Origin of the sequence: Streptomyces sp. NPDC004658 (assembly GCF_040609555.1) — a bacterium.
In the GTDB taxonomy this organism is placed as follows: Bacteria; Actinomycetota; Actinomycetes; order Streptomycetales; family Streptomycetaceae; genus Streptomyces.
On the sequence record NZ_JBEXKG010000034.1, the window covers coordinates 34,448 to 61,213 of the forward strand.

General features: G+C 72.4%; 20 protein-coding genes and 1 pseudogene. 7 read left to right on the forward strand and 14 right to left on the reverse strand.

Going from position 1 to position 26,766, the window contains the following annotated elements:
• Positions 1-23: 23 nt before the first annotated feature.
• Together greA and ABZV94_RS14945 are read right to left on the reverse strand one after the other, a co-directional pair.
• Positions 24-521 carry a transcription elongation factor GreA gene (gene greA / locus ABZV94_RS14940; protein WP_030989689.1) on the reverse strand — a complete coding sequence of 166 codons (498 nt, stop codon included), beginning with the start codon at positions 519-521 and terminating at the stop codon, positions 24-26.
• 200 nt (positions 522-721) lie between these two features.
• A complete protein-coding gene (locus ABZV94_RS14945; RefSeq protein WP_356340667.1) occupies positions 722-1,120 on the reverse strand; it encodes a DUF4307 domain-containing protein in 399 nt (132 codons plus the stop codon).
• Between the two features lie 101 nt (positions 1,121-1,221).
• Here ABZV94_RS14945 and mca point away from each other — a divergent pair, with 101 nt between their 5' ends.
• Both mca and ABZV94_RS14955 read left to right on the forward strand, forming a co-directional pair.
• A complete protein-coding gene (gene mca, locus ABZV94_RS14950; RefSeq protein ID WP_078611806.1) occupies positions 1,222-2,103 on the forward strand; it encodes a mycothiol conjugate amidase Mca in 882 nt (293 codons plus the stop codon).
• Positions 2,096-2,344: a hypothetical protein gene (locus ABZV94_RS14955; protein WP_356340668.1), complete on the forward strand. Its 249-nt coding sequence runs from the start codon at positions 2,096-2,098 to the stop codon at positions 2,342-2,344. Before mca ends, ABZV94_RS14955 begins: the two co-directional genes overlap by 8 nt.
• A 10-nt stretch (positions 2,345-2,354) precedes the next feature.
• On the opposite strand, the gene ABZV94_RS14960 is transcribed toward ABZV94_RS14955, so the two are convergent.
• Positions 2,355-5,561 carry a tetratricopeptide repeat protein gene (locus tag ABZV94_RS14960; RefSeq protein ID WP_356340669.1) on the reverse strand — a complete coding sequence of 1,069 codons (3,207 nt, stop codon included), beginning with the start codon at positions 5,559-5,561 and terminating at the stop codon, positions 2,355-2,357.
• A 192-nt stretch (positions 5,562-5,753) separates the two neighbouring features.
• Between ABZV94_RS14960 and ABZV94_RS14965 the strand changes: the two genes are divergently transcribed.
• Positions 5,754-7,784 (forward strand): thioredoxin domain-containing protein, encoded by a 2,031-nt coding sequence (locus ABZV94_RS14965; protein WP_356340670.1) that lies wholly within the window; start codon positions 5,754-5,756, stop codon positions 7,782-7,784.
• A gap of 12 nt (positions 7,785-7,796) precedes the next feature.
• Here the strand turns inward: ABZV94_RS14965 and ABZV94_RS14970 are convergent, their stop codons facing one another.
• Positions 7,797-8,918 (reverse strand): GtrA family protein, encoded by a 1,122-nt coding sequence (locus tag ABZV94_RS14970; protein ID WP_356340671.1) that lies wholly within the window; start codon positions 8,916-8,918, stop codon positions 7,797-7,799.
• Complete coding sequence (locus tag ABZV94_RS14975) at positions 8,915-10,141, reverse strand: glycosyltransferase family 2 protein (protein WP_356340686.1); 1,227 nt, start codon at positions 10,139-10,141, stop codon at positions 8,915-8,917. Before ABZV94_RS14975 ends, ABZV94_RS14970 begins: the two co-directional genes overlap by 4 nt.
• 439 nt (positions 10,142-10,580) lie before the next feature.
• Here ABZV94_RS14975 and ABZV94_RS14980 point away from each other — a divergent pair, with 439 nt between their 5' ends.
• Both ABZV94_RS14980 and ABZV94_RS14985 read left to right on the forward strand, forming a co-directional pair.
• A complete protein-coding gene (locus ABZV94_RS14980) occupies positions 10,581-12,074 on the forward strand; it encodes a glycosyltransferase family 39 protein (RefSeq protein ID WP_356340672.1) in 1,494 nt (497 codons plus the stop codon).
• A 69-nt stretch (positions 12,075-12,143) separates the two neighbouring features.
• Positions 12,144-14,570, forward strand: a complete 2,427-nt coding sequence (locus ABZV94_RS14985; RefSeq protein ID WP_356340673.1) for a galactose oxidase-like domain-containing protein — start codon at positions 12,144-12,146, stop codon at positions 14,568-14,570.
• Here ABZV94_RS14985 and ABZV94_RS14990 read toward each other — a convergent pair.
• The 3 genes from ABZV94_RS14990 to ABZV94_RS15000 all read right to left on the reverse strand — a co-directional run bounded on the left by ABZV94_RS14990 (position 14,567) and on the right by ABZV94_RS15000 (position 16,823).
• A complete protein-coding gene (locus tag ABZV94_RS14990) occupies positions 14,567-15,277 on the reverse strand; it encodes a Mut7-C RNAse domain-containing protein (protein ID WP_356340674.1) in 711 nt (236 codons plus the stop codon). The genes ABZV94_RS14985 and ABZV94_RS14990 overlap by 4 nt on opposite strands.
• A 33-nt stretch (positions 15,278-15,310) precedes the next feature.
• Complete coding sequence (locus ABZV94_RS14995; RefSeq protein WP_356340675.1) at positions 15,311-15,943, reverse strand: TetR family transcriptional regulator; 633 nt, start codon at positions 15,941-15,943, stop codon at positions 15,311-15,313.
• A gap of 166 nt (positions 15,944-16,109) precedes the next feature.
• On the reverse strand, positions 16,110-16,823 hold the full coding sequence (locus tag ABZV94_RS15000; protein WP_356340676.1) for a hemolysin III family protein: 714 nt from the start codon (positions 16,821-16,823) through the stop codon (positions 16,110-16,112).
• Between the two features lie 279 nt (positions 16,824-17,102).
• Here ABZV94_RS15000 and ABZV94_RS15005 point away from each other — a divergent pair, with 279 nt between their 5' ends.
• The gene (locus tag ABZV94_RS15005; RefSeq protein ID WP_356340677.1) at positions 17,103-18,926 is read left to right on the forward strand and encodes a phosphoenolpyruvate carboxykinase (GTP); all 1,824 of its coding nucleotides are present in this window, start codon (positions 17,103-17,105) and stop codon (positions 18,924-18,926) included.
• Between the two features lie 175 nt (positions 18,927-19,101).
• On the opposite strand, the gene ABZV94_RS15010 is transcribed toward ABZV94_RS15005, so the two are convergent.
• The 6 genes from ABZV94_RS15010 to ABZV94_RS15035 form a co-directional block, all read right to left on the reverse strand.
• Complete coding sequence (locus tag ABZV94_RS15010) at positions 19,102-19,743, reverse strand: hypothetical protein (RefSeq protein WP_356340678.1); 642 nt, start codon at positions 19,741-19,743, stop codon at positions 19,102-19,104.
• Positions 19,730-21,268, reverse strand: a complete 1,539-nt coding sequence (locus tag ABZV94_RS15015) for a substrate-binding and VWA domain-containing protein (protein ID WP_356340679.1) — start codon at positions 21,266-21,268, stop codon at positions 19,730-19,732. The genes ABZV94_RS15010 and ABZV94_RS15015 overlap by 14 nt, the downstream gene beginning before the upstream one ends.
• Positions 21,265-22,428 (reverse strand): toxic anion resistance protein, encoded by a 1,164-nt coding sequence (locus tag ABZV94_RS15020; RefSeq protein WP_356340680.1) that lies wholly within the window; start codon positions 22,426-22,428, stop codon positions 21,265-21,267. The genes ABZV94_RS15015 and ABZV94_RS15020 overlap by 4 nt, the downstream gene beginning before the upstream one ends.
• A 14-nt stretch (positions 22,429-22,442) precedes the next feature.
• On the reverse strand, positions 22,443-23,522 hold the full coding sequence (locus ABZV94_RS15025) for a substrate-binding domain-containing protein (protein ID WP_356340681.1): 1,080 nt from the start codon (positions 23,520-23,522) through the stop codon (positions 22,443-22,445).
• Between the two features lie 1,041 nt (positions 23,523-24,563).
• A complete protein-coding gene (locus tag ABZV94_RS15030; protein ID WP_356340682.1) occupies positions 24,564-24,983 on the reverse strand; it encodes a hypothetical protein in 420 nt (139 codons plus the stop codon).
• Between the two features lie 89 nt (positions 24,984-25,072).
• Complete coding sequence (locus ABZV94_RS15035) at positions 25,073-26,284, reverse strand: pyridoxal phosphate-dependent aminotransferase (protein ID WP_356340683.1); 1,212 nt, start codon at positions 26,282-26,284, stop codon at positions 25,073-25,075.
• Positions 26,285-26,410: 126 nt separating this feature from the next.
• Here ABZV94_RS15035 and ABZV94_RS15040 point away from each other — a divergent pair.
• Positions 26,411-26,766 (forward strand): annotated as a pseudogene (locus ABZV94_RS15040) (hypothetical protein); the annotation flags it as partial.

A 26,766-nucleotide genomic window follows, 5' to 3' on the forward strand; every position in this document is an offset into this window, starting at 1 on the left:
CGAAGCCGGTCAGGGGGCCGGACTCAGCCCGTGTACGGCTCGGCCTTCAGGATCCGGACCGAGGCCTTCTTGCCGTTCGGCAGCTCGTACTCCGCGTCCTCGCCGACCTTGTGGCCGATGACGCCCGCGCCCAGCGGGGACTGCGGCGAGTAGGTCTCGATGTCGGCGCTCGCGTACTCGCGCGAGGCGAGCAGGAACGTCAGCGTGTCGTCCTCGTCACCGTCGAAGGCGATCGTGACGACCATGCCGGGCGCGACGGCACCGTCCGCGGCCGGCGGCTCGCCGACCTTGGCGTTCTCGAGGAGCTGGGTCAGCTGGCGCACACGCAGCTCCTGCTTGCCCTGCTCCTCCTTGGCCGCGTGGTACCCGCCGTTCTCGCGCAGGTCGCCCTCCTCGCGCGCGGCCGCGATCTTGGCGGCGATCTCCGTGCGCGCAGGACCAGTAAGGTACTCAAGCTCGTCCTTGAGCTTGTTGTACGCCTCCTGGGTCAGCCAGGTGACGTTCTCGCTGGTCTGGGTCACAGGGTGCTCCTCGTCGGTACTGGGAATACAAAGCATCGCCCTACCCAGAAGAATGTTCCCTCATGGATGGGCGAAACCACGAGCCTAACAATTCAACGCCGGAAGGGGGAGGACATAAGCCATCAGAATCACATCAACGCAGGTCAGGGCCTACGCATTCCGGGTGAACCCGGAGGGTGCCCGCGCGTGTCCGGCGCGGATCAGTCGGCGTGGCAGCCCAGCAGCTCGGCCGTCGTCCCCTGGGCCGTCGTACGGAGCGTGACGACCTTGTCGATCCGTGTGGACGACCCGGAGAAGCGGAAGTCGGCCCGGCCCACCTCCGCGCCGTCGGCCGACTGCGAGCGCAGGGTGCAGTAGCCGGACGCGCCGGCGTCCTTGCGGACCTCCAGGTGCACCTTGACCGCGTCGTCGGACGCCTGGAAGGTGATGACCTCGGCGCTGATCTCGTTCTGGGCGACGTAATGGTAGAAGAAGAAGCCGACCAGTGCGAGCAGGACCGCGCCCAGCACCGAGCCGGCGATCCTGAGCTTGCGGTCGGCGCGCTGATCCGAGGAACGGCCGTAGCGGCCCTCGGGCAGCCGCGTGCTCGCGGTACTCATGATCGTCCTCTCCGCGGAATTATTCGCCCCCCGATTCGGTCACTATAGAAGCCGCCGACAGCGCCGCAGACACGGGGCGCCGACTTACCGAGGATTGAGTCTTGACTGACCAGCTGCGACTGATGGCCGTTCACGCGCACCCCGACGACGAGTCGAGCAAGGGCGCGGCCACCATGGCGAAGTACGTGTCCGAGGGGGTGGACGTGCTGGTGGTGACCTGCACCGGCGGAGAGCGCGGGTCCATCCTCAATCCGAAGCTCCAGGGCGACACCTACATCGAGGAGCACATCCACGAGGTCCGCCGCAAGGAGATGGACGAGGCCCGGGAGATCCTCGGCGTCAAGCAGGAGTGGCTCGGCTTCGTCGACTCCGGGCTGCCGGAGGGCGACCCGCTGCCGCCGCTGCCCGAGGGCTGCTTCGCCCTGGAGGACGTCGACAAGGCGGCCGGTGAGCTGGTGAAGCAGATCCGCTCCTTCCGCCCGCAGGTGATCACCACCTACGACGAGAACGGCGGCTACCCGCACCCCGACCACATCATGACCCACAAGATCTCCATGGTGGCGTTCGAGGGCGCGGCGGACACCGAGAAGTACCCCGAGGACGAGTTCGGCCCCGCCTACCAGCCGCTGAAGCTCTACTACAACCAGGGCTTCAACCGCCCCCGCACCGAGGCCCTGCACCAGGCCATGCTCGACCGCGGCCTGGAGTCGCCCTACGGGGAGTGGCTCAAGCGGTGGAACGAGATGGAGCGCACCGAGCGCACCCTGACCACGCACATCCCGTGCGCGGACTTCTTCGAGATCCGCGACAAGGCGCTGATCGCCCACGCCACGCAGATCGACCCGGACGGCGGCTGGTTCAAGGTGCCGCTGGAGCTCCAGAAGGAGGTCTGGCCGACGGAGGAGTACGAGCTGGCGAAGTCCCTCGTCGATACCTCCCTCCCCGAGGACGACCTCTTCGCGGGCATCCGGGACAATGCCTGACATGAGCGCAAGCGTGAGCCTGGCAGTGACGCACCTCGTCCCCCTCGCCAAGGAGGTGGACGAGAACAAGGTCACCCCCGGCGTCCTCGGCTTCATCGTCTTCGCGGTGATGGCCGTGGCCGTGTGGGGACTGATGAAGTCGATGAACAAGCATATGCAGAAGGTCGACTTCAAGGAGTCCCCGGACGCCGACGCGGAGAAGGCCCGGGAACAGGCCGACCCCGCGGCCCCGCAGCGCTGACCCGCCGGGGTCAGCGTCCCGCTGGTACCGCCACCCCCATCACCTCCCGGGCGTGGCGGTCCGGAGTCATGCGCAGCCGCCAGGCCTGCCAGCCGGCCTCCAGCTGGACACCGCGCTCCAGCAGCAGGGCGTACGCCGGGACGTAGTCCTCCAGCTTCTCGTCCCGCAGCGGATGCGCGGCGCGGGCCAGCTGGGCCAGCTCCTCCTGGGCGACGGCCGTGCCCACCTCCACCCCGCCCGGCGCCGCGTACGGCAGCAGGGTGCAGCGCAGGAAGCGGGCCCAGTCCTCGCCGCGCCGGTCGCCGTAGGACGTGAACAGGGTGATCGCCTCGTCGCACAGCGCCAGCGCCTGCTGCGTCCGCGCGTTGCCCGCGTCGACGACCGCCAGCTCCAGGCAGGTCCAGGCCTCGCCGTGGGCGACGCCGATCCGCTGGAAGTCGGCGCGCGCGTCCACCAGGAGCTGACGGGCGAACCCGGAGTTGCGCAGCGAGCCGGTCTGCGCGGCCCGCTGGTCCCGGGTCGCGCGCGCCGAATGGTGCCGGGCGCAGGCCAGGCCGTACACGTCCCGTATCCGGGAGAACATCGTCCGCGACCGCTCCAGTTCGCGCACCGCCTGGTCCAGCTCGCCGGTCTCCTCCAGCGCCTGCCCCAGGTAGTACAGCGTCCACGCCTCGCCGCGCGCGTCCTCGTTCTCCCGGTGCCGGGGCACCGCCCGGCGCAGGCTCTCCACGGCCGCGGACGCGTCACCGGCCACCAGCCGGGCCCGGGCCAGCTGGGTCAGCGCCCACGCCTCGCCGCGGGCGTCCTGCGTCCTGCCGTACCGCTCCAGGGCCGCCCGCAACTCTGTCTCCGCGCGCGGGACGTCCCCCAGCCGCAGGGCCAGCTGGCCCAGCTGGAAGTGCGCCCAGGCCTCCCCGTGCACCGAGCCGCCCTCGCGGTGCAGCACCAGGGAGCGGGTGAGCAGGTCCAGCGCCTCCGCCAGCCGGGCCCGGTCCCGCTGGACGGCCGCCAGCGCGTGCATGGTCCACGCCCGGTCCGTCGCCAGCTCCGGCGCCGCCTGGAGGTCCAGGGCCTCCTGGAGCCTGGCCGCCGCCTCGGTGAGGTTGCCCTGGTGGTGCAGGGTGATCCCGAGCGAGGTCAGCGCGCGGGCCGCCCCCGCCTCATGCTGGGCCTCCCGGTACAGGTCCACGACCGAGGTCAGCGTGGTCCGCGCCTTGTCCAGCTCGCCCAGCTGCCGGGCCGCGATGCCGGTACGCCACTGCACCGAGCGCACCAGCAGCCCCTGGTCCACCGACTGCGCCAGCTCGCTGATCTCGCCGAGCCGGTACAGGTCGCCGCGCAGCAGGCAGTAGTCGCACAGCGCGCCGAGCAGGTTCAGCACGGCCGCCTGGTTCACGCCCTCCGCGTGCCGCAGGGCCGCCGTGATGAAGCTGGACTCGTCGTCGAGCCAGCGCAGCGCCTCGTCGAGCGAGGGGAAGCCGTGCGAGCCGAACTGGTTCGACCGCGTCGACATGTTCCCGTCGACCAGGCGCAGCACCGAGTCCGCCAGCTCCGCGTAGTTCACGATCAGCCGCTCCTGCGCCGCCGCCCGCTCGGCCGGGTCCTCCTCGTCCAGCAGCCGGGCGTGCGCGAAGGCCCGCACCAGGTCGTGCAGCCGGTACCGGCTGCCGCGTACGTGGTCGATCAGGCCCGCCCGCGCGAGCGCCACCAGATGCCGCGTCGCCTCGGCCTCGTCGGTGGCCAGCAGCGAGGCCGCCGCCGCCGCGCCCAGCGAGGCCCGGCCCGCCAACGCCAGCCTCCTCAGCAGCCGGCGGGTGGGTTCCGGCTGGTCGGTGTAGCGCAGCCACAGCGCCCGCTCCACCGGCTCCACCGGGCCGTACGCGCCCAGGTCCGCGGCCAGCTGCCGGGGTGAGCGCGGGCCCAGCGCCGAGCCCGCGATCCGCAGCGCCAGCGGCAGCCCGCCGCACAGCTCGCGGACCCGGTCGGCGGCGTCGGCGTCGTACGGCCCCGACGCGTCCTGCGCCGCCGCGCTCAGCACCTCCTCGGCGCCCGCCGCGTCCAGCGCCCGCACCGGCAGCTCGTGCACCCAGGCCCCCAGCTCCGCGGGCAGGTCGAGGGGCGCACGGCTGGTGACCAGCACCAGGCTGTCGGACCGCTCCGGCACCAGGGCGCGCACCTGCTCCGGGTCCGAGGCGTCGTCCAGCACGATCGTCACCGGCAGGCCGGTCAGATGCCGGTGGTACAGCTCGGCGAGCCGCTTGACCTGCTGGTCGGGGGAGGACCGCTCCCGGAACAGCAGCTGTTCCCGGGGCGCGCCCAGCCGGTTGAGCAGGTGCAGCAGGGCGTCCCGGGTGGACAGCGGCGCCTCCCCCCGGCTGTCGCCGCGCAGGTCCACCACCACCGCGCCCCGGAAGTGGTCCCGCAGCTCGTGCGCCGCGCGCACCGCGAGCGCGGTCCGGCCCGAGCCGGGCTCGCCGTGCAGCACCACCAGCGTCGGCCGGGTCTCGGTGGCCGCACGCGCCGCCTGCGCCCACTGTCTGATCCGCCCCAGCTCCGCCCGGCGTCCCGCGAACGGGCCGTCGGCGTCCGGGAGCTGCCCGAAGGACTGCTCCAGCACCGAACGCCTGCGGGCCGCCGCGCTCTTGTCCGCCCCGCGCAGCGCCGGGCCGCCGCCCTTCTTCTTGGCGCCGGTGGAGGCGCTGAGCACCCGCTGCTGGTCGAGGAACGGGCGGATGCCCCGCACCTCCAGCGCGGTCAGCCACTGCAACCGCAGCTGCTCCGGGCCACCGGGCTGGCCTGCCGCCCCCGCGCGGTGGTGGGCGGCGGGCAGATGCGCACCGGCCACCTTCACCACCGTCGCCGCGGCGCCCACCGCCGCCGCGGTGACGCCCGCGCCGAGGGCCGTGCCGGTACCGGTGCCGAGGGTCAGGTCGGCCACGGCGGCGGCGACGGCGGCGACCGCCGCGACGAGCAGGGCCGTCCCGGCGCCTTCGCGCGCGTACCGCTGGCCGAAGGTCAGCCGGCCGGCCTCCGCCTCGTCCAGTGCGCGCGTGTAGGCCTCGTACTCCTCGCCGGCCGCTCCCGCCATCGCGTCCAGCGCGCCGCGCGCCCGCGACAGCAGCAGCTGACCGTCGATCCGCCCGCCCGAACGCCGTACCTCCTCCTCCACGGCCCGCACCAGCAGCCGCTCGGCCTCCGCCCGATGACCGTCCCGCATGTCCCGTCCCCCTCCGGCGGCAACTCCGTTGCCTATGAGTGTCCTTCGGGCGGGGCGCGATGGCGAGGAGGTGGCGATCAGCGGGGGTGGTGAGGGTTTCGTGTCGACTCCCGCCGCCCCCGGCAGGCGAAACCGGAGTTCACCGTCCGGGCCTGACGCCCCCCTCGGGGATTGCTGCGGCAGGATGGGGTCATGCCGAATCGACTGGCCCATGAGACGTCCCCGTATCTCCTCCAGCACGCGGACAACCCCGTCGACTGGTGGCCGTGGTCCGGCGAAGCCTTCGACGAGGCCCGCAGGACCGGCAGGCCCGTCCTGCTGAGCGTCGGGTACAGCAGCTGCCACTGGTGCCATGTGATGGCCCACGAGTCCTTCGAGGACCAGGCCACCGCCGACTACCTCAACGAGCACTTCGTCAGCATCAAGGTCGACCGCGAGGAGCGGCCGGACGTGGACGCCGTCTACATGGAGGCCGTCCAGGCGGCCACCGGGCACGGCGGCTGGCCCATGACCGTGTTCCTGACCCCGGACGCGGAGCCGTTCTACTTCGGCACCTACTTCCCGCCCGCGCCCCGGCACGGCATGCCCTCCTTCCGGCAGGTGCTGGAGGGCGTCCAGCAGGCCTGGACCACCCGCCACGACGAGGTCGCCGAGGTCGCCGGGAAGATCGTCCGCGATCTCGCCCAGCGGGAGATCGTCCGGCAGGCCGCCGAGGCCCCCGGGGAGCAGGAACTCGCGCAGGCCCTGCTCGGGCTCACCCGCGAGTACGACCCGCAGCGCGGCGGATTCGGCGGCGCGCCCAAGTTCCCGCCGTCCATGGTGCTGGAGTTCCTGCTGCGCCACCACGCCCGCACCGGTGCCGAGGGCGCCCTCCAGATGGTCCAGGACACGTGCGAGCGGATGGCCCGGGGCGGCCTCTACGACCAGCTCGGCGGCGGGTTCGCCCGGTACTCCGTGGACCGCGACTGGGTCGTGCCGCACTTCGAGAAGATGCTGTACGACAACGCCCTGCTGTGCCGGGTGTACACCCACCTGTGGCGGGCCACCGGCTCGGATCTCGCCCGGCGGGTCGCCCTGGACACCGCCCAGTTCCTGCTCCGCGACCTGCGCACCGACGAGGGCGGGTTCGCCTCGGCCCTCGACGCCGACAGCGACGACGGCAGCGGACGGCACGTCGAGGGGGCGTACTACGTCTGGCGGCCCGATCAGCTGCGCGAGGTCCTCGGCGACGACGCCGATCTCGCCGCCCAGTACTTCGGCGTGACCGACGAGGGCACCTTCGAGCACGGCCAGTCCGTCCTGCAACTCCCGCAGACGGAGGGCGTTTTCGACGCCGAGAAGATCGCGTCCGTCAAGGACCGGCTCCTCGCCGCCCGGGCGCGGCGCCCCGCACCCGGCCGGGACGACAAGGTCGTCGCCGCCTGGAACGGTCTCGCCATCGCCGCGCTCGCCGAGACCGGCGCCTGCTTCGGCCGGCCGGACCTCACCGAGGCCGCCGTCGCCGCCGCCGATCTGCTGGTCCGCGTCCACCTGGACGAACACGGCCGGCTCGCCCGCACCAGCAAGGACGGCCGGGTCGGCCCCAACGCGGGCGTGCTGGAGGACTACGCCGACGTCGCCGAGGGCTTCCTCGCGCTGGCCTCCGTGACCGGCGAGGGCGTCTGGCTCGACTTCGCCGGACTGCTGCTCGACCACGTCCTCGCCCGCTTCACCGACACCGAGACCGGCGCCCTGTACGACACCGCGTCCGACGCCGAGCAGCTCATCCGCCGGCCCCAGGACCCCACCGACAACGCCGCCCCGTCCGGCTGGACCGCCGCTGCCGGCGCGCTGCTGAGCTATGCCGCCCACACCGGCTCCGAGCCGCACCGGGCCGCCGCCGAGCGGGCGTTGGGGGTCGTGAAGACGCTCGGGCCGCGGGTGCCCCGGTTCATCGGATGGGGGCTGGCCGTCGCCGAGGCGCTGCTCGACGGGCCGCGCGAGGTGGCGGTCGTCGGGCCGGCGGACGACGAGCGGACGGCGGCCCTGCACCGTACGGCGCTGCTGAGCACCGCCCCGGGTGCCGTCGTCGCCTGCGGCACCCCGGACAGCGACGAGTTCCCGCTGCTCGCCGGCCGCACCCTCATCGACGGCGCGCCGACCGCGTACGTCTGCCGCGGCTTCGTGTGCGACCTGCCGGTGACGGAGCCGGACGCCTTGCGGGCGAAGCTGACGGCTTCCTGAACGGCCCGGCGGTCAGCCCAGCGGGTCCGGCACCGGGTCCGGTACCGGCTCCGCCGCGACCGGGCCGGCCGGTACGGCCGCGGGAGCCGGGGTCCGCACCCGCAGCCGGCGGTACAGCCAGCGGTCCACGACCAGGAAGCGGGCCGTGAAGACGATCGCCATGCTGAGCGCGGTGGCGGGCAGCGGCGTCATGCCCGCACCCGCGATGAGCAGGGCGGCGAGCGGGATCCGGGCCACCAGGTCGGCGTTGCCGACGGCCGCGAAGGTGAGCAGCCGGACCGCGCGCCGGTGAGGGCGCCGCTGGTCGCGGTAGACGACGGAGTCGATCAGGGCGAAGTTCCACAGCAGCCCGGCCTGGTTCGCGACGATCTCGGCGACCGCGTACGGCAGTCCGGGCCCCGCGACGGTCAGCAGCCACAGCAGGGCGAGGTTGGGCACGAAGCCGGACAGGCCGACCAGCCCGAAGACGACCGCGCGGGCCCGCGGGTCGGCGGTGCGCAGGACGATCAGCCGGCGCAGGAAGCGCATGCCCTGCTTCGCCGGGGACCCGGACGTGCCCGCGTGCCGCTCGCCGACGGCGCGCGGCACCTCGGCGATCCCGCGCGGCCGGCACCGTACGGCCAGCTCCAGCAGGGTCCTGTGGCTCAGCGGCGGGAGGCCCTCGTCCTCGGCGGCGGCCCGGTCCACCGCCGTACGGCGGATGGCGAAGAAGCCGCTCATCGGGTCGCTGAGCCCGCTCAGGGCGCGCGGGAACAGGGACTTGGCCAGCAGGGCGGAGGAGCCGGAGACCAGTGTGCGGTAGCCGCCGCCGGCGGCGTGACGGCCGGCCACGACCAGCTCCGCGCCGGCCGACTCACCCCGCGCGACCAGCTCGAAGATCAGCTCCGGCGGGTGCCGCAGGCCGGCGTCGACGACGACGATCCAGGGGGCCGTGGCACGGCCGAGGCCCTCCACGACCGCCGCCTCCTTCTCGATCGCCTCGCCGGTGTGGTCGGGGGAGTCGCCGGTGAAGACCACCTCGACGCGGACGCCGTCCGGGACGGCGGCGGCGATGCGGGTGAGCAGCGCGGGGAGGGTGCCGGCTTCGGCGGAGGCCGGGACGACGACCGAGACGTCGGCGGGCAGCGCCGTCACCGGGCCTCCTGGGGCTGGGGGCTCTGCACGGGCAGGTGGGCGCCGACGTGGGAGGTCAGCTCCCAGTCGTGCCGCCCGGTGTACTCGCGCCAGACGGCGCGCAGCGCGGCGGCGGCCAGGACGACCGCGTACACCGGCCCGCCGGCGATGAGCTTGACGTAGTGCAGGACGCCGATGCGGAACCCGTACTCCTTGCCGAAGTCGTGCAGTGCGACGGCCTCGAAGACGACCATCGCGGCCATCGGGATCATGGGCAGCCAGGCGAACAGCGAGAACGGCAGCGGTACGCCGCCGATCAGGGCGGCGAGGATGCCGAGCGGGATCATCACGCCGGTCGCGGCCTGCACGAACGGGGTGCTCAGCGTGTAGCGGGCGAGCAGCCGCTGGCCGACGCCGGGCAGCCGGCGCCACTCGCCCTTGCGCAGCACCTGGAGGAAGCCCTGGTTCCAGCGGGTGCGCTGCTTGTAGAGGCCCTTGAGGGAGTCGGGTGTCTCCTCGCGGGTGACGAGCGCGGAGTGGTAGGCGACGACGACCTTGGCGCCGCCGCTGGACAGCCGGACCCCCAGGTCGCAGTCCTCGGCGAGGCAGTCGCCGTCCCAGCCGCCGGTGGCCCGCAGCAGTGCGGAGCGGACGAAGACGGTGTTGCCGCCGAGCGGGATGAAGCCCTTGCGGGCGTGCAGGTGCAGCCGGCTGCGGAACCAGAAGAAGTACTCCAGGCAGTTGCGCAGGCTGTACCAGCTGCTTTCGTAGTTGATCAGCTGGACGCCGCCCTGGACGACGTCGGCGTTCTCGCGCCGGAAGGCGAAGTCGACGTGTTCCAGCAGCTCGGGGTGGACGACGTCCTCGGCGTCGAAGACCCCGATGACCTGGCCACGGGCGTGCGGCAGCGCGGTGTTGAGGGCGCGCGGCTTGTTCTTCACCTCGTGGGTGTCGACGACCGTGCGGACCTTGTCCGGGTGCTCCCGGGCGAGTTGCCCGGCGATGGCGGCGGTGCCCGGGTCGTCGTGGCCGACGATCACCAGGATCTCGTAGGACGGGTGGTCGATGCGCAGCATCTGCTCGACGGTGTGCCGCAGGACGGCCTCCTCGTGCCGGGCCGGGACCAGCAGCGAGAAGGACAGGCCGGGCTTGCCGTCGGGCTCGGCGAACGCCGTGGACTCGAGTGTCTCCGGGGTGCGCCAGGCATGGAGCATCCACCACAGCGTGACGCCGGCGGCGACCATCAGGACGACGGAATCGATGAACAGGACAGCGGAGACCACGAATTCCCCCCTTGGTTCCCTGGTCTTCCTTGTGCGCGCGCGGCGGAACGCGATCGCGGGCCCCTCTCAACCCCCCGGTTCCCCCCGGGCCCACTTCCCCCGGGTCTTCCGGGGTGATTTCCCGCGTGATCGGAAAACGATCGCGGCGCGCTTTCCAGCGAAGCTAGCAGGTTCACCAATTCCCCGGCAATGCGGCACCGGTGCACGAGCGGAATCTCAGGTTCCTCTCATGTGGGGGGTCGACCTGTGCCATGATGCTGCGGCCTGCCCGATTTCCAGGGGGTTCGAGGGGGAGGTCCCTGGGTCGAGTCGGGCCATAAGTGGGGGTGGGGGATTCCGTATGGGGACTGCCGTTGTTCTCCGGCCGGAGGCGGAGAATTCGCAGGACGATCGGCCGGCGGTGCGTCGCACATTGTTTCGGCCGGATTATTTCTGGGTTGCTCCGGTAATCATCATCGCTCTCGTACTGCGCGCGCGGGGAATCGGGAAATACCCGTTCCCCAACGACGACGAGGGCACCTATCTCGCGCAGGCCTGGGCCGTCCGGCACGGGGGACTCGCGCACTACACCTACTGGTACGACCATCCGCCGCTCGGCTGGATACAACTCTCGGGCGTCTCCTGGCTGCCCGGCCTGCTCCTGCCCGACGTGCCCACGTTCGCGCAGGGCCGGATCGCCATGCTCCCGGTGGCCGCCGTCACCTGCGTCCTCGTCCACGTCGTCGGCCGCCGCCTCGGCCTCGCCCGGCCCACCGCCGCGGGCGCCGCCCTGCTGTACGCGCTGTCGCCGCTCGCGGTCGTCCTGAACCGGCAGATCTACCTGGACAACTTCGCCGTCCTGTGGGCGCTGGCCGCGTTCGCCTTCGCCCTCTCGCCGCGCCGCCACCTGTGGCACCACGTGGCGGCCGGCGTCTGTTTCGCGGTCGCGGTGCTCTCCAAGGAGACCATCGGCGTGCTGCTGCCGGTGCTGCTGGTGGCGATGTGGCAGGGCAGTCACCCCAGCACCCGCAAGTTCTCCCTGGCCGGCTTCCTCTCCGGCTTCGTGCTGACCGGGCTGTTCTATCCGCTGTACGCCCTGCTCAAGGGCGAACTGCTGCCCGGCGCCGGCCATGTCTCGCTGCTCGGCACCCTTGAATTCCAGCTCGGCGGGCGCGCGGGCAGCGGCTCCGCCTTCCAGGCCGGCACCGACGCCCACCGGCTGTTCGCGGACTGGCTCGCCCGCGACCCGTACCTGCTGATCGGCGGGGGGATCGCCGCGCTGTGCGCGCTGCCGGTACGGCGGCTGCGGCCCGCCGCCCTCGGCGTGCTGGTGCTCGCCCTGGTCGCGCTCCGGCCCGGCGGCTATCTGCCGCAGATGTACGTCGCGCAGCTGCTGCCCTTCCTCGCGCTGACCCTCGCCGGGCTCGTCCAGGTCCTGATCGAGCGGCTGCCCGGGCGGCCCCGGCTGCGGTCCACCGCCGCCCTCGCCGCGCTCCTCGCCGCCGCGGCGGCCGCCGGCCCCGCCTGGTACCACCAGGACCGGCTCGCCACCACCGCCGACGACAACCGCGTCTACCGAGACGCCGCCCGCTGGCTGCGCGAGACGGACACCGGCGACCGCGCCGAGGTCCGCCTGGTCACCGACGGCGTGCTCTGGCTGGACGCCGTCGACGCCGGATACCGGCCCGGCACCGGCGTCATCTGGCACTACAAGCTGGACCAGGACCCGGCGGTCACCAAGACCCTGCCGCACGGCTGGAAGGACATCGACTACGTGGTGTCCACACCCGCCCTGCGCGGCGAGCGCGAGCATCTGCCGACCCTGCGCGCCCTGTTCGCGCACGGCACGCCGGTCGCCACCTTCGGCGAGGGCGGCGGCCGGATCGACATCCTCCGCATCGGCCGCGCGGGCTGATCCGGAGGACCCGTCACCGACAGAGGGGGGATCTCTTTGCCGTACACCGTCATGCGGTACCGCCCGGGCATGCCCTACCGCCCGCCGAGACCGGGCGGAGCCCGGCCGACCCGCACCCGTCTGCTGCTGACCGCGCTGCTGCTGTTCACCGCCGCGCTCGGCCTCGGCCCGCTCGGTACGCAGCACGCCACCGCGGCGAGCAACCTGGTGAGGAACCCCGGCCTGGAGGTGCTCGACGGGCCGTCCCAGTTCCCGCAGTGCTTCGAGAAGTCGGGCTGGGGGAACAACGACTTCTCCTTCGCCGTCACCGACGACGCCCACAGCGGCAGCCGCGCCGTCCGCGTCCAGCTCACCCGGCGCGCCGACGGCGACCGCAAGACGATGATGCTGGAGAACTCCTGCGCCCCGCAGGTCACGCCCGACCACCAGTACGACCTGTCGTTCTGGTACAGGTCGAGCACCCCGGACGTGGCGTTCACCCTGTTCCGGCACGACACCGCCCAGGGCTGGGTGTACTGGACCGACCTCAAGACCCTGCCCCAGTCGGCCGGCTGGACCCGCACCGAGGTGCGCACCCCGCTCATCCCGCCGAACACCGACCAGATCACCTGGGGCGGCGCGCTGTACGGCGTGGGCACCCTCACCACCGACGACTACGCGATGACCGACGCCACCGTGCCCTCCGCGCCCGACCCCTGCGCGGCCGGCGGCACCGGACCGGAGTGCCGGGGCAAGTGGACCGTACAGTCCGTCAACTCCCCGGTGCGGGCCATCCACTCGGTGCTGCTGCACACCGGCAAGGTGCTGCTGATCGCCGGCTCCGGCAACGACCGGAACGCGTTCGCCGCCGGCACCTTCAAGACCACCCTGTTCGACCCGGCGACCGGCTCGTACACCGACATCCCGACCCCGGAGGACTTCTTCTGCGCCGGGCACGTCCAGCTTCCGGACGGCCGGGTGCTGGTGGTCGGCGGCAACAAGGACTACGCCGCACCGGACGGCAGCGTCGGCTACAAGGGCCTGCGGACGAGCTATGTCTTCGACCCGGCGCAGAACAGGTACGTCAAGGTCAACGACATGCTGGCCGGGCACTGGTACCCGTCGGCGACCGCGATGGGCAACGGTGACGTCATCGCGCTCGGCGGTCTCGGCGAGGACTCCGCCGGCACGGTCGTCAACGAGCACTTCTCCTACGCCCGGAACCAGTGGCTGCCGATGGGCGAGGCCAGGCAGGCCTGGTCCTTCTGGGGGCTGTACCCGTCGATGATCCTGCTCCAGGACGGCCGCCTCTTCTACACCGGCAGCCATGTCTTCGGAGGCGGCCTGCCCGGCACCGGCGCCTCCGTCTACGACTACGACGCCGGGACGATCAGCGAGGTGCCCGGGCTGCGCAGGAAGGACGAGCGCGACCAGTCCATGTCGGTGCTGCTGCCGCCCGCCCAGGACCAGAAGGTCCTCACCATGGGCGGGGGCAACCACACCGTCTCCCCGGACGCCCACCGGCTGACCGACCTGATCGACATGAAGGCCGCCTCACCGCAGTACGTGCCCGGCCCCGACCTGCCGCAGGGCCACTACGCCGACGGCAGCCCGCAGACCGGCGGCCAGGGCAAGGTGTACGTCTCCGCCGTGATCCTGCCCGACGGCACGGTCCTGGAGACCGGTGGCGCCCTGCACACCTACCGGGAGGACCCCGTCTTCGAGGCCTCCCTGTACGACCCGGCGACCAACACCTTCCGGGCGGGCCTGGCCACCGACCCGGTGCCGCGGACCTACCACTCCTCCTCCACGCTGCTGCCGGACGGCCGGGTGCTCAGCGTCGGCAACAACCCCGGTGACGGCTCCTTCGACCAGCGCGTGTCGATCTACGAGCCGCCGTACCTGTTCAAGGGCGCCCGGCCGCGGATCACCTCGCTCGCGAGCACCCGCTGGACGTACGGCACCTCCCAGCGCATCACCGTGGACAAGCCGGTCGTGAAGGCGTCCCTGATCCGCCCGGCCGCCGTCACCCACTCCTCCGACCCGAACCAGCGCTACGTCGACCTGCCGATGACCGTCGACGGCGACACCGTCGACCTCAGCCTGACCAGCAACCCGAACCTGGCACCGCCGGGCTGGTACATGCTGTCGGTGGTCGACGCGAACGGCGTGCCGTCGGTGTCGAAGTGGGTGCGCGTCGGCTCCGAGGGACAGGTCGCCGCGGCGCGCGTGCAGTCCTTCGCCGACGAGCTCCGGCCGAGCACCACCCAGGGGGGCACGCACGAGCACCACCAGGGCGTGAAGATGGCCGAGGGCTACGACGGCTGCGACCACGCCTACGGCCGCATCAACCAGTGCGTGCCGTGGACGTTCCCGAAGATGCCCCGGGCCGAACGCTGCGCCTGGCTGCTCGACAAGGGCTACGGCCGCCTCGAGGTGCACGGCCGCGACCGCCACCACCTGGACCGGAACAAGGACGGCATCGCCTGCGGGAAGGGCGATGTGAAGAAGCGTTAGCGCTCCTTCAGGGCGCGCTCCACGATGGCTTCGAGCTGGTCGTGGTGCGCGCCCTTCCAGTAGGCGCGGCCGCAGGCCGTGCACTGGGCGAAGACGTCGTACGAGCGCTGGGTGCCGCCCTTGAGCTGGTCGGCGACCTCCGCCTTGGTGACCTCCTTCAGCAGGCCGTTGCAGGCGGTGCAGCGGGTCCAGGGGCGCAGGTCGGGGGCGAAGCGGTCGAGGACGTCGTGGAGCTGGTCGTCGGGGCGGGTGCTGTAGACGAACGCGCCGGCCCACAGTTCCCGGCGGCGCAGCAGGCCCCGGTCGCGGCTGAGCATGACCCGCTTCTCGGCCGCCGAGCGGGCGGCGAGCGCCGGGTCGCCGATGTCCGCCGACTCGTACGCCGTGTCCACGCCGAGCAGCCGCAGCCGGCGGGCCAGCGTGCCGAGGTGGACGTCGAGGAGGAAGCGGAGGGGCGCGCCCGGCACCCGCTGCGGGCGCGCCACCGGCCGGACGACCAGCCGCTCGGCCGGCCGCGGGACGTGCGAGGGCGGGACCTCGCGGCCGTCCACGAGCAGCGCGCCGACCTCGGTGAGCGGTACCCCGAGGGACTCGACGACATGGCCGAGGGACGAGACGCCGTCGGTGACGAGCGTCCGGTGCGGCTTCCGCTGGACGAACAGGGCCAGCTCGGGGGCGAACTCGACGTGGATCTCGGGACCGTTCACCCGGTCAGGATGTCACGGCGGCGGGCCGTGGCCTCAGGGTTTTCCGGTGGGCAGGCCGTGCTCCAGGACGTCCAGGGCGCGGTCCGTCAGGGCGCGGAAGTCGTCCTGGAAGCCGTTCTCCGCCCAGGACATGGTGACCTCCATCAGGCCGCCGACGAGGGCCGTGGCGTAGACGCGCACTTCGAGGCTGTCCGCGGCCAGGCCGGAGCGCTCGGCGAGGGCCGCGCGGAGCAGGCGGCCGGTCTCCGACATGCTCTCGGCCATCCGGGAACGGACGGCGGGGACCTGCACCGCGAGGTGCGCCCGCACCCGCACCACCTCGGGGTCCTCCGCCATCATCGCGTCGACGGCCTGGTGCATCACGTGCCGCACCGAGTCCATCCACGGCTCTCCCGCCGGCCGGGCGCGCAACTCCTCCAGCATCAGCGGGTCGTACTCGTCCGCGAGGACGATGTCCTCCTTGGTCGGGAAGTACCGGAAGACGGTCGACGGTGACACCTCGGCCCGGTCGGCGATCTGGTCGATCGTCGTGGCGTCGTAGCCCTGCTCCCGGATCAGCGCGTAGGTCGCGGCGCGGATCGCCTCCCGGGTCTTGATCTTCTTGCGTTCCCGCAGGCCCAGCTGAGGGCGGCCGGCGGGGGAGAGCGGGGAACGTGCGGGCCTCATGCCGGCCATTCTCCGGCATCGGCCGTGGTGGGGCGCTGCTGCTGACCGGTGGAGGGTGGAAGGAAGTGGGAGCCGCCATGAAATGGCAGTGGCTTTCCAAAGACTGAAGGTGTCAACAACTAAGGGCCACGGCGCGGCGGCCGTGGCCCTGGGGGCGGGGGACGAACTACGCGTGCTGGTAGGCCACCAGCGAGATGCCGACGTAGTGGACGACGAAAGCCGCCAGCGTGAAGGAGTGGAAGACCTCGTGGAACCCGAACCAGCGCGGTGACGGGTTCGGGCGCTTGATGCCGTAGATCACGCCGCCGGCGCTGTAGAGCAGCCCGCCGGCGACCACCAGCACCAGGACCGCGATGCCGCCCGTGCGCAGGAAGTCGGGCAGGAAGAAGACGGCTGCCCAGCCCATCGCGATGTAGCACGGCGTGTACAGCCAGCGCGGGGCGCCGACCCAGAAGACGCGGAAGACGATGCCGGCCGCCGCCGCGGCCCAGATGCCCCACAGCAGCCACTGGCCCTTGGCGCCGGGCAGGAGCAGCAGGGTCAGCGGGGTGTAGGTGCCCGCGATGATCAGGAAGATGTTGGCGTGATCGAGGCGGCGCAGCACGCCGTCCATGCGCGGGCTCCAGTTGCCGCGGTGGTAGAGCGCGCTGACGCCGAAGAGGAGGCAGGCCGTCAGGGCGTAGATGCTGCAGGCGACGCGGCCTCTGGTCGAGTCGGCGAGGGCGGTGAGCACGAGGCCCGCGATGAGTACGGCCGGAAACATGCCGAGGTGCAGCCAGCCGCGGAGCCTGGGCTTGACCGGATGCGGCAGGGAGAGCGCCACGGGGCCGCGGCCGGCGGCCGGCGTGTCCGTGGGCGCGTCGGAGGCGGACGCAGTCATGGCCGCATGGTACCGACGCCGCCGTAAGTCGCTCGTCAATGCACGTTCAACCAAGTCATCCGGCAAAAAGTCCTTCAGCTGAACCCAACGTGGACGCAAAGAGTCGTGGTAACCGTGGGATTCCTCACGCCGCTCACTTGTGATGCCCTCTGGACAGATGGGCACTAGACTCGGATGATCAAATGAGTGCGGTCGGCACCGGATGAGCGGGCTACGAAGCATCCGGGTCGCGGCCCCCACGGGGCGAGAACACAAAAAATCCCTCACTTAGGAGCAATCGTGGCGCGCGACATCGCGGCTCCCACCGTCGTCCCCACCAATCACCAGGAACTGATCTCGTGGGTCAACGAGATCGCCGAACTGACGCAGCCGGACAGCGTGGTCTGGTGTGATGGCTCCGAGGCCGAGTACGAGCGACTGTGCGAGGAGCTGGTCGCCAAGGGAACGTTCAAGAAGCTCGACCCCGTCAAGCGCCCCCACTCCTACTACGCCGCCTCCGACCCGTCCGACGTCGCGCGCGTCGAGGACCGGACCTTCATCTGCTCGGAGAAGGAGGAGGACGCGGGCCCGACCAACCACTGGAAGGCCCCCGCCGAGATGCGGGAGATCTTCACCGGCGACAAGGGCCTGTTCCGGGGCTCCATGCGGGGCCGGACGATGTACGTCGTGCCCTTCTGCATGGGTCCGCTCGGCTCCCCGCTGTCCGCGCTGGGCGTGGAGATCACCGACTCCGCCTACGTCGCCGTCTCGATGCGCACGATGACGCGCATGGGCCAGGCCGTCCTGGACGAGCTGGGCGACGAGGGCTTCTTCGTCAAGGCCGTCCACACGCTCGGCGCCCCGCTGGAGCCCGGCCAGGAGGACGTCCCCTGGCCCTGCAACCAGACCAAGTACATCTCGCACTTCCCCGAGTCGCGCGAGATCTGGTCCTACGGCTCCGGCTACGGCGGCAACGCGCTGCTCGGCAAGAAGTGCTACGCCCTGCGCATCGCCTCCGTCATGGCCCGCGACGAGGGCTGGCTGGCCGAGCACATGCTGATCCTCAAACTCACCCCGCCGCAGGGCGAGTCCAAGTACGTCGCCGCCGCCTTCCCCTCCGCCTGCGGCAAGACCAACCTCGCCATGCTGGAGCCCACCATCTCCGGCTGGACGGTGGAGACCATCGGCGACGACATCGCCTGGATGCGGTTCGGCGAGGACGGCCGGCTGTACGCGATCAACCCGGAGGCCGGCTTCTTCGGCGTCGCGCCCGGTACCGGTGAGCACACCAACGCCAACGCGATGAAGACCCTGTGGGGCAACGCGGTCTTCACCAACGTCGCGCTCACCGACGACGGCGACGTGTGGTGGGAGGGCATGACCGAGGAGCCCCCGGCCCACCTGACCGACTGGAAGGGCAACGACTGGACGCCGGAGTCCGGGACCCCGGCCGCCCACCCCAACGCCCGCTTCACCGTGCCGGCCGCGCAGTGCCCGATCATCGCGCCCGAGTGGGAGGACCCGAAGGGCGTGCCGATCTCGGCGATCCTCTTCGGCGGACGCCGGGCGACCGCGGTACCGCTGGTGACGGAGTCCTTCGACTGGAACCACGGCGTCTTCCTCGGCGCCAACGTGGCCTCCGAGAAGACCGCCGCCGCCGAGGGCAAGGTCGGTGAGCTGCGCCGCGACCCGTTCGCGATGCTGCCGTTCTGCGGCTACAACATGGGCGACTACATGGCCCACTGGGTCGACGTGGCCAAGGACAAGGACCAGTCCAAGCTGCCGAAGATCTACTACGTCAACTGGTTCCGGAAGAACGACGAGGGCAAGTTCGTCTGGCCGGGCTTCGGCGAGAACTCCCGGGTCCTGAAGTGGATCGTGGAGCGGCTGGAGGGCAAGGCCGAGGGCGTCGAGACCCCGATCGGCATCCTGCCGGCGAAGGACGCCCTGGACACCGACGGCCTCGACCTCTCCGCGTCCGACCTGGAGTTCCTCCTCACCGTCGACAAGGAGGTCTGGCGCGAGGAGGCCGCGCTGATCCCCGGGCACCTCGACACCTTCGGCGACCACACCCCGAAGGAGCTGTGGGACCAGTACCGGGCGCTCGTGGAGCGCCTGGGCTGAACAGCCCACCGATGACTCCGCGGCCGGTCGCCGTGCCCTGACCAGCGATCGTCACGACCGGCCGCGGTGAACGACCCACCGGGCCCCGCACAACGGCGTGCGGGGCCCGGTCGTACACCCCCCTGACGACGACCACCCGCACCCCGGGCGCCCACGGCACCGGCCCCGGTGTACGTCAGGCGCTGAGCTCGCCGTCCCCCGTCCCGCCCCGGTCCTCCAGGTACCGGGTGTGGGACTCCTGGCGGCGGGCCTCGGCCTCGCCGAGCTCGGCCGCCAGCCGCTCGGCCTCCTGCCGCAGCAGATCGAGCTGCCGCTCCAGATGGCGCTCGGGCGGCTCGGTACCCGGCGTGAGCCGCGTCCACCAGCGGGTGCGGACGAAGGCGTCCACGGCCTCCGGGATGTCCCGCCGCACCGCCCGGGAGACGGTGTGCACGCCCTCCGGGTCCCGGGCGAGCGCCTCGGCGACCCAGCCCGGTTCCAGCAGCGCGGCCAGCAGCCCGGTCAGTGCGCCGAGCCGGGCGGCGGCCTCGGGCGGCAGGTCGACGTCCGCGAGGTAGCCGCGGAGCCTGCCGAGGTCGGCGCGGACCTCCTCCAGCTGGTCCGACGGGGTCGGGAAGTCCGGCGGGGCGGGCCGTTCCGGCGGGGCGACGAGCGCACCCGCGCCGTACAGCCCGGCCACCACGGCCGGCCAGTACGGTCCCGCCACCCCGGCGAAGGTCAGCACCAGGCCGAGCAGCCCGCAGGCGCTGCCGGTGAGGTTCTTGCGGGACTCCAGGTAGCCGAGGACCTTGGTGCCGGGGACCTTACTGGTAGCCACGGATCTCCTCGAAGGCGCCGTCCAGCGAGCCCTGCCGGGCGTCGAAGAGCCGGCCGCCGGTCAGGTCGGCGATGTGCTGGAGTGCGGAGCGGGAGGAGTCGCCGAACAGGATCGGGAAGACGGGGATGTCCCGCCGGTCGGGGCCGAGGGCGCGGTAGAAGCCGTCGAAGTCGCCGGCCCCGGCGCCCGCGGTGTTCTCGCCGTCGGTCATCAGCACGATCGAGGTGAACGTGTCCCGGCCGGTCCCCAGATGGTCGTACGCCCGCTCCAGCGAGGTGTAGACGGCGGTGCCGCCGTCGGCGGTGAGCGCGTCGGTGTCCCGGCGGATCGCGGCCAGCCCGGCCCCCGGGTCCTTCGGGTCGACGACGTGGGTGCGCACGCTCTTCACGTCCGAGCCGAACGGCATCAGCGTCACCTCCTCCCGGTCCCGGAAGTCGCCGGTGAGCCCCGCCAGCGCCTTCTTCAGCGCCGCGAGCCGGTCGCCCTCCATGGAACCGGAGGTGTCCAGGACGTACACCGTGCGCGAGGGGCGGCGCAGTTCGTTCTCGTACGAGTCCAGCAGCCCGTCGGCCACCGAGCGGCTGCCCGGGAACGGCAGTTCACGGCGTCGGCCGGTGTCGAGACCGGCGGCGGGACGCACCGAGGGCACGACCGGGCGGCGGTGGGTGGTGTCGGTGATCAGCTTCTGCACGGCGTCGGTGCGCAGGTCCGCGGTCACCTTGCGGACGTCCTCGCGGGTGCGGGCGTCGGTGGACGCCAGGGAGGACAGCGGGTAGTCGGCGGTGACGACGCCGTCGCGGGGGCGGATCACGGTGAGGCCCGGGATGCCCTTGAGGACGGACTCGTAGTTCAGCAGGGCGTCGACGGTGCCGCGCCGCCGGTAGGCCGCGGCGAGCCAGCCCGACGAGCCCGAGGTCAGCTTCTGCCCCCGGAAGAACTCCTTCAGCCGGGGCGTCGCCTTCGCCACGTCGGCGTCGGTGAGCGCGGACTGCGCGCCGGACAGGGCGGAGGCGACCGAGACGAGCGTGGCGAAGCCGGAGTTGGAGCGCGCCGGGTCGGTCATGCCGTAGGTCAGCTCGCCGTCCTGGACGGCCTGCTCCACCTGGGACCAGGTGACGTCCTGCGGCGTCCAGCCGAGCGCCCGCACGGTGGCCGGCCTGACGCCGACGGCGACCGGGCTGGACATGACCGGCGTCTCGGACACCACCCTCTTCGCCGCGTCCGGCCGCAGCCGCAGATAGTCGTCCGAGGACAGCCACAGCGCGTCGTACGCCCCGTCCGCCTTCCCGCGGGCCAGCAGGTCGACGGCGTCCAGGGTGCCCATGTAGGTGGGCCGGACGGTGACGCCGGTGTCCTCGCGGACGCGGTCGAACACGGCGGTCATGTCGCTGAGTTCACTGGAGGCGAGGACCCGGAGCGTGCCGGGCTCCGGCGCGTTCGAGTCCTCCTTCGGGTCCTTCGAGGTGCACGCGCTCAGCAGGCCGGCGGTGACGGCGACGACGGCGAGCAGGGATCGTCGTCTCATCCGAGGCCCCCCTCCAGCGCGCCCTGGGAGCGGCTGCGCTCCAGGTGGGCGGAGGCGCTGTGCAGTTCGTCCGTGAGCGACTGGACGGTGCTCGCCATGACCTCGGTCGCCTGCGCCTTGTAGGTGTCGATGGCGTCGAGGGTGCGGTAGATCTGCTGGAACGCGGCGCGCAGGGTCTCCGCGCCGACCGCCGGGTCGGCGGCGATCCGCTGGATCTCGCCGCTCTGCGTGGCGAGCATCTCGGCGTTGCCCCGGACGAGGTCCTCGGTGGTCCCGCGCAACGCGTCGACCTGCTCGACGACTTTCTTCTGGCTGTCCAGGGCGGAGGCCAGCATCACGGAGATGCGCAGCGCCGAGACGGTGGTCGTGGCGGCCCGGTCGACGCCCTTGATCAGCTCGTCGTTGTTGCGGCGTACGACGTCCATGGCGAGGTAGCCCTGCGCGCACACCGCCAGCTGGGTGAGCAGGTCCTGGTGCTTCTGCCGGACCGGGAAGAGCACGTCGGCGCGGAGGGCGTCGGCCTCCTCAGGGTCACCGACCCCGGCGATGTGCTCCTCGACGGCGGTGTCCAGGGCCTGGGTGAGGACGACGTACTCCTGGAGCTTGCCCATCGTCTCCCACAGCCGGACCCGCTCGGTATGCAACGCGGCGTTGTCCCGGCGCAGTTCGTCCTGCCCGCCGCGCAGGGCGCCCACGATCCGGTTCAGGTTGCCCTGGGCGGAGGCGTACGTGGCGAGGTGGTCGCGCAGTCTGTTGCCGCCGGGCAGCCGGGACAGGAACCTGCGCCCCCGGTTCGCGGGCAGGTCCCGCGGGTCGAGGTCCTCCACCACCCGGCGGAGCTCCACGAGCGAGCCGGCCACCTTGCCCTGGGCGTCCCCGCCCTTGTCGGGCAGGCTGCGCACGGCCCGCTCCAGCATGCGGTTGGACTGGGCGGCGGCGGTACGCAGTTCACCGGCGCCGAGCGCGGTGATCTCGCCGACCCTGCCCGCGAACTCGGGCGAGCGGGCGTCGAGCGCGGCGAGCTGCTCGACGAAGGCGGCGGCCCTGCGGGCCATGTCGGCGCGCACCCCGTCCTCGACGGGCACCAGACCGCCGGCCTTCTCCTTGGGCACGGGCGTGACGGGATCGGGCGGGGTGAGCCGGAAGTCGCTGTCGGTCATGTGGGTCCCCCGTGTCATCCGAGGGCCCGGCGGGCCATCTCGTGCAGCACCGCGGAGGTGGGCACGGGCGCCTGCCGGACGCCGGTGAGCTTCTGGTTGAGGTAGGCGGCGCGGCCGGCGGTGGCCGCGACGAACTCGGCGGCGTCGCCCTGCGGCCGGAAACCGTGCCGGACGGCGAGCTTGCGCAGGGCCGGGTCGGTGCCGAGCAGCTCCCCGAGCGCCCGGCCGTCCGCGTCCAGCGGTACGACGGTGTGGTCGCTGGTGACGGTGGTGTCCGGGTACAGCACCACCAGGTCGTCCGCCACGCCGTGCTGCTCCGCGAGGAGCGAGGCGACCTGCGACTCGTACACCAGCACCAGCGGGTTGCCGGCGCCGCTGACGAAGTCCCGGAACACCGCGTCGGTGCTGGACTGCTGGGCGCCCTGGACGCTGACCAGCTTGCGCAGCAGGGGTGCGGTGCGGTCGAGGTCGGCCTCGCCGGCGACCACCTTGCCGCCGTTGGCCACGTAGGAGGCGGCGGCTAGGTAGAGGGCGCCGGAGTTGGAGGACCGGGGGTCGGTGCTGGCGATGTAGAGGGTGCCCGTCAGCTCGCCGTGCGCCTTGGCGCCCTTCAGCTGCTGCCAGGTGCGGTCGTGCCGGGCGGCGTCCACGTAGGCGCCCGTCCTCAGCGTGCCGCGGCTCCTGCCGTCGAGCACCGCCAGCCCGTTCGCCGCGAGCACGTCGGCCGCGGCGCGGTGCGCCACGACGACCAGCGGCGAGTAGAAGGGCCGGGGCAGCGGTTCGCGCACGTGGTACTTCTCGGCCAGTTCGTCGGCGGGTGCCTGACTGGACGGGAACGCGAAGTCGTACCCCTTGAGGTCCAGCCCCTCCATGGCCCAGGACCCGGAGGCCTCGGCCTTGACGGTGTAGCCCTTGGCGGCCAGGGCCTTCACCACGTCGGGATCGGCGAAGAAGTCGGCCTTCTCCGATCCGATCACTCCTCGCACGGTCTTCGTTGCCGTGCCCTTGTCCTCCCCTTGCCGGCCCGCGACGACGGCGGCCACCACGCCACCGATCAGCAGAACCGCGAGGACGATTCCCGCGATGCGTCTCACGCCGGTGAGCGTGCTCCCGGAACCCCAAGTTCCGCACGCGCCGGGATGAACGGGGGGTGACGTCCCCTTCCCGGTATGCAACCGGAGCCCGCCTCTCCGCAACGCCTACGGGGCGGCGGGCGGGCGGGACGGCACCGAAGAGCGCCGGCCCCCCTTCCCCGCCGCGACGGCGCTCGCCCCCCACGCACCGGACCGGCGGTCCGCCCGGCCCGGCACCCCGGAAGAAAACGAACCGCACTCCGGAACCCGGCCCGGGCGGCGCGGGTACGGCGGGGCGGTGGCGGCAGCGCCGGTCACTTCTTTCCCACCGCGGCGGTGTTCTCCCACGGGCCGGACCGGCGATCCGCACGGCGCTCAACCCCGCACGCACCGGCGCCCCGGAAGAAAGCGCACTGCACCCTGGCACCGGGCCCAGGCAGCGCGCGTACGGCAGGGCGGTGGCGGCAGCGCCGGTCACTTCTTCCCCGCCGCGACGGCGCTCGCCCCCCCACGCACCGGACCGGCGGTCCGACGCACGGCCCGGCACCCCGGAAGAAAACGAACCGCACTCCGGAACCCCGGCCCAGGCGGCGCGGGTACGGCGGGGCGGTGGCGGCAACGCCGGTCACTTCTTTCCCACCGCGGCGGTGTTCTCGCACGCGCCGGACCGGCGATCCGCACGGCGCTCAACCCCGCGCGCACCGGCGCCACGGAAGAAAGCGCACGGCACCCTGGCACCGGGCCCAGGCAGCGCGCGTACGGCAGGGCGGTGGCGGCAACGCCGGTCACTTCTTCCCCGCCGCGACGGCGCTCGCCCCCCACGCACCGGACCGGCGGTCCGCCCGGCCCGGCACCCCGGAAGAAAACGAACCGCACTCCGGAACCCCGGCCCGGCACCCCGGAAGAAAACGAACCGCACCCCCGGCGCCCCGGCCCGGCGCCCCGGAAGGAAACGCACCGCACTCCACCCCCCGGCCCAAGCCGAGCGCAGCGTATGGCGCCCGGTCCGCGCGTCGCTGCGGATGCGCGCGGGCCGGGGCCGATCGGGGGACCCCGCGGGGGTCAGGCGGTGCTGAGTTCCTTCGGGTCGGCGGAGAGCGCGGCGGCGTGCGCGTCCATCCGCTCGGCCGACAGGATCGCCGCCGCCGTGTCGGCGCGGGACGCGGCGACCACGAGCGCGCGTCCGGCGAGGGCGTGCGCGCGCCGGTGCAGGGCCACAGGGTCACCGGCCGCGGCCGGCGCCGCCCGCAGGGGCGCGCGTCCTCCCCGCAGCCGGGCCACCTGTCCCGTGAGGCGGTCCGCGGCCGTGTCCAGGTCGGCGGACGGGGTCAGTGCGCGCAACTCGTCGGTGACCGCGAGCAGAGCGGCGAGGTGCCCGGCGAGCTGGATGTCCAGCTCCTCCTCGCGGGACCGGTGGGGGAAGTCCGAGGTGGTGCCGGCCATCGTGCTGTGGACCGACTTGGTGCGGATCGGCTCGTACATGGGGGATGGCCTCCAGTGCTCTGGCAGGAAGCCATCTTAGCTTGGATTTCGTCTAAAGTTGAGCCGCGTCACGGAACGCAGTCCGACGACTACGGCTGGCTGTAGCCGTCCAGGAAGTTCCCGATGCGGGTCACCGCGTCCCGCAGGTCCCCGACCGTCGGCAGGGTCACCACCCGGAAGTGATCCGGCTCCGGCCAGTTGAAGCCCGTCCCCTGGACGACCATGATCTTCTCCTTGCGGAGCAGGTCCAGGACCATCCGCCGGTCGTCCTTGATCTTGAAGACGTCGGGGTCCAGCCGGGGGAACAGATACAGCGCGCCCTTCGGCCGCACGCAGCTCACCCCGGGAATCCGCGTCAGCAGCTCGTACGCGGTGTCCATCTGCTCCTTCAGCCGCCCGCCCGGCAGCACCAGGTCGTTGATCGTCTGGCGTCCGCTGAGCGCGGCGACCACCCCGTGCTGCCCCGGCATGTTGGCGCACAGCCGCATGTTCGCCAGGATCGTCAGGCCCTCGATGTAGGAGTCGGCGTGGGCGCGCGGCCCGGAGATCGACATCCAGCCGACGCGGTAGCCGGCCACCCGGTACGCCTTCGACATGCCGTTGAAGGTGAGGGTGAGCAGGTCGGGGGCGACCTTCGCGGTCGGGGTGTGCGTGGCGCCGTCGTAGAGGATCTTGTCGTAGATCTCGTCGGAGCAGACCAGCAGGTTGTGCCGGCGGGCGATGTCCGTCAGGCCCCGCAGCACCGCCTCGTCGTAGACCGCGCCGGTGGGGTTGTTCGGGTTGATGATGACGATCGCCTTGGTGCGGTCGGTGACCTTGCGCTCGACGTCGGCGAGGTCCGGCATCCAGTCGGACTGCTCGTCGCAGCGGTAGTGCACCGCCGTACCGCCGGAGAGCGACACGGCCGCCGTCCACAGCGGGTAGTCCGGGGCCGGTACGAGCACCTCGTCGCCGTCGTCCAGCAGGCCCTGCATCGCCATCACGATCAGCTCGGAGACGCCGTTGCCGATGAAGACGTGCTCGACGTCCGTCTCGATGCCGAGGGTCTGGTTGTGCATGACGACCGCGCGGCGGGCCGCGAGCAGGCCCTTGGCGTCGCCGTAGCCGTGCGCGGTGGAGACGTTGCGGAGGATGTCCTCCAGGATCTCCGGGGGGCACTCGAAGCCGAAGGCGGCCGGGTTGCCGGTGTTGAGCTTGAGGATGCGGTGGCCCGCCGCCTCAAGCCGCATGGCCTCCTCGAGAACCGGGCCCCGGATCTCGTAACAGACGTTGGCGAGCTTGGTCGACTGGATCACCTGCATGTGCGTGAGCTTACGGCCCGGTAACGCCTCATGGCTCGTGTTTTCCGCCACGTGAGACACGGAGAATTGCCCGGATATCACCGCCGGCTGTCTCAGGAGTCGCTTGCGTCCCTAGAATCCGCTGGCATGTCCACGGAACGGGAGTACGAGGTGGGGGCGGACGGCGTGTACGGAGCGGGCGGTGCGCCCGAGGACCGGCCGAACGTGTACCACCCGCAGTCGGCTCCGGCCCCCGCGTACGAGCAGTACGCCGACCCCGCCGCCGCACACGGCTGGCAGAACGCCTACGACGCGACCCGCGAACTCCCCGCCCTGCACGAGGCCGACGAGGCGGCCGGGGCTCACGGGACTCACGGGGTTGACGGGGCCGCGCAGGCCGTCGCGGTGCCCGCAGTCGAGGAGCACGCGGAAGCGACGCGTCCGTTCGGCCCCGTCACGGCCGCCGGTGTGCCCGGCGAGGGCCGGGCCGGACGGCGGCGGGC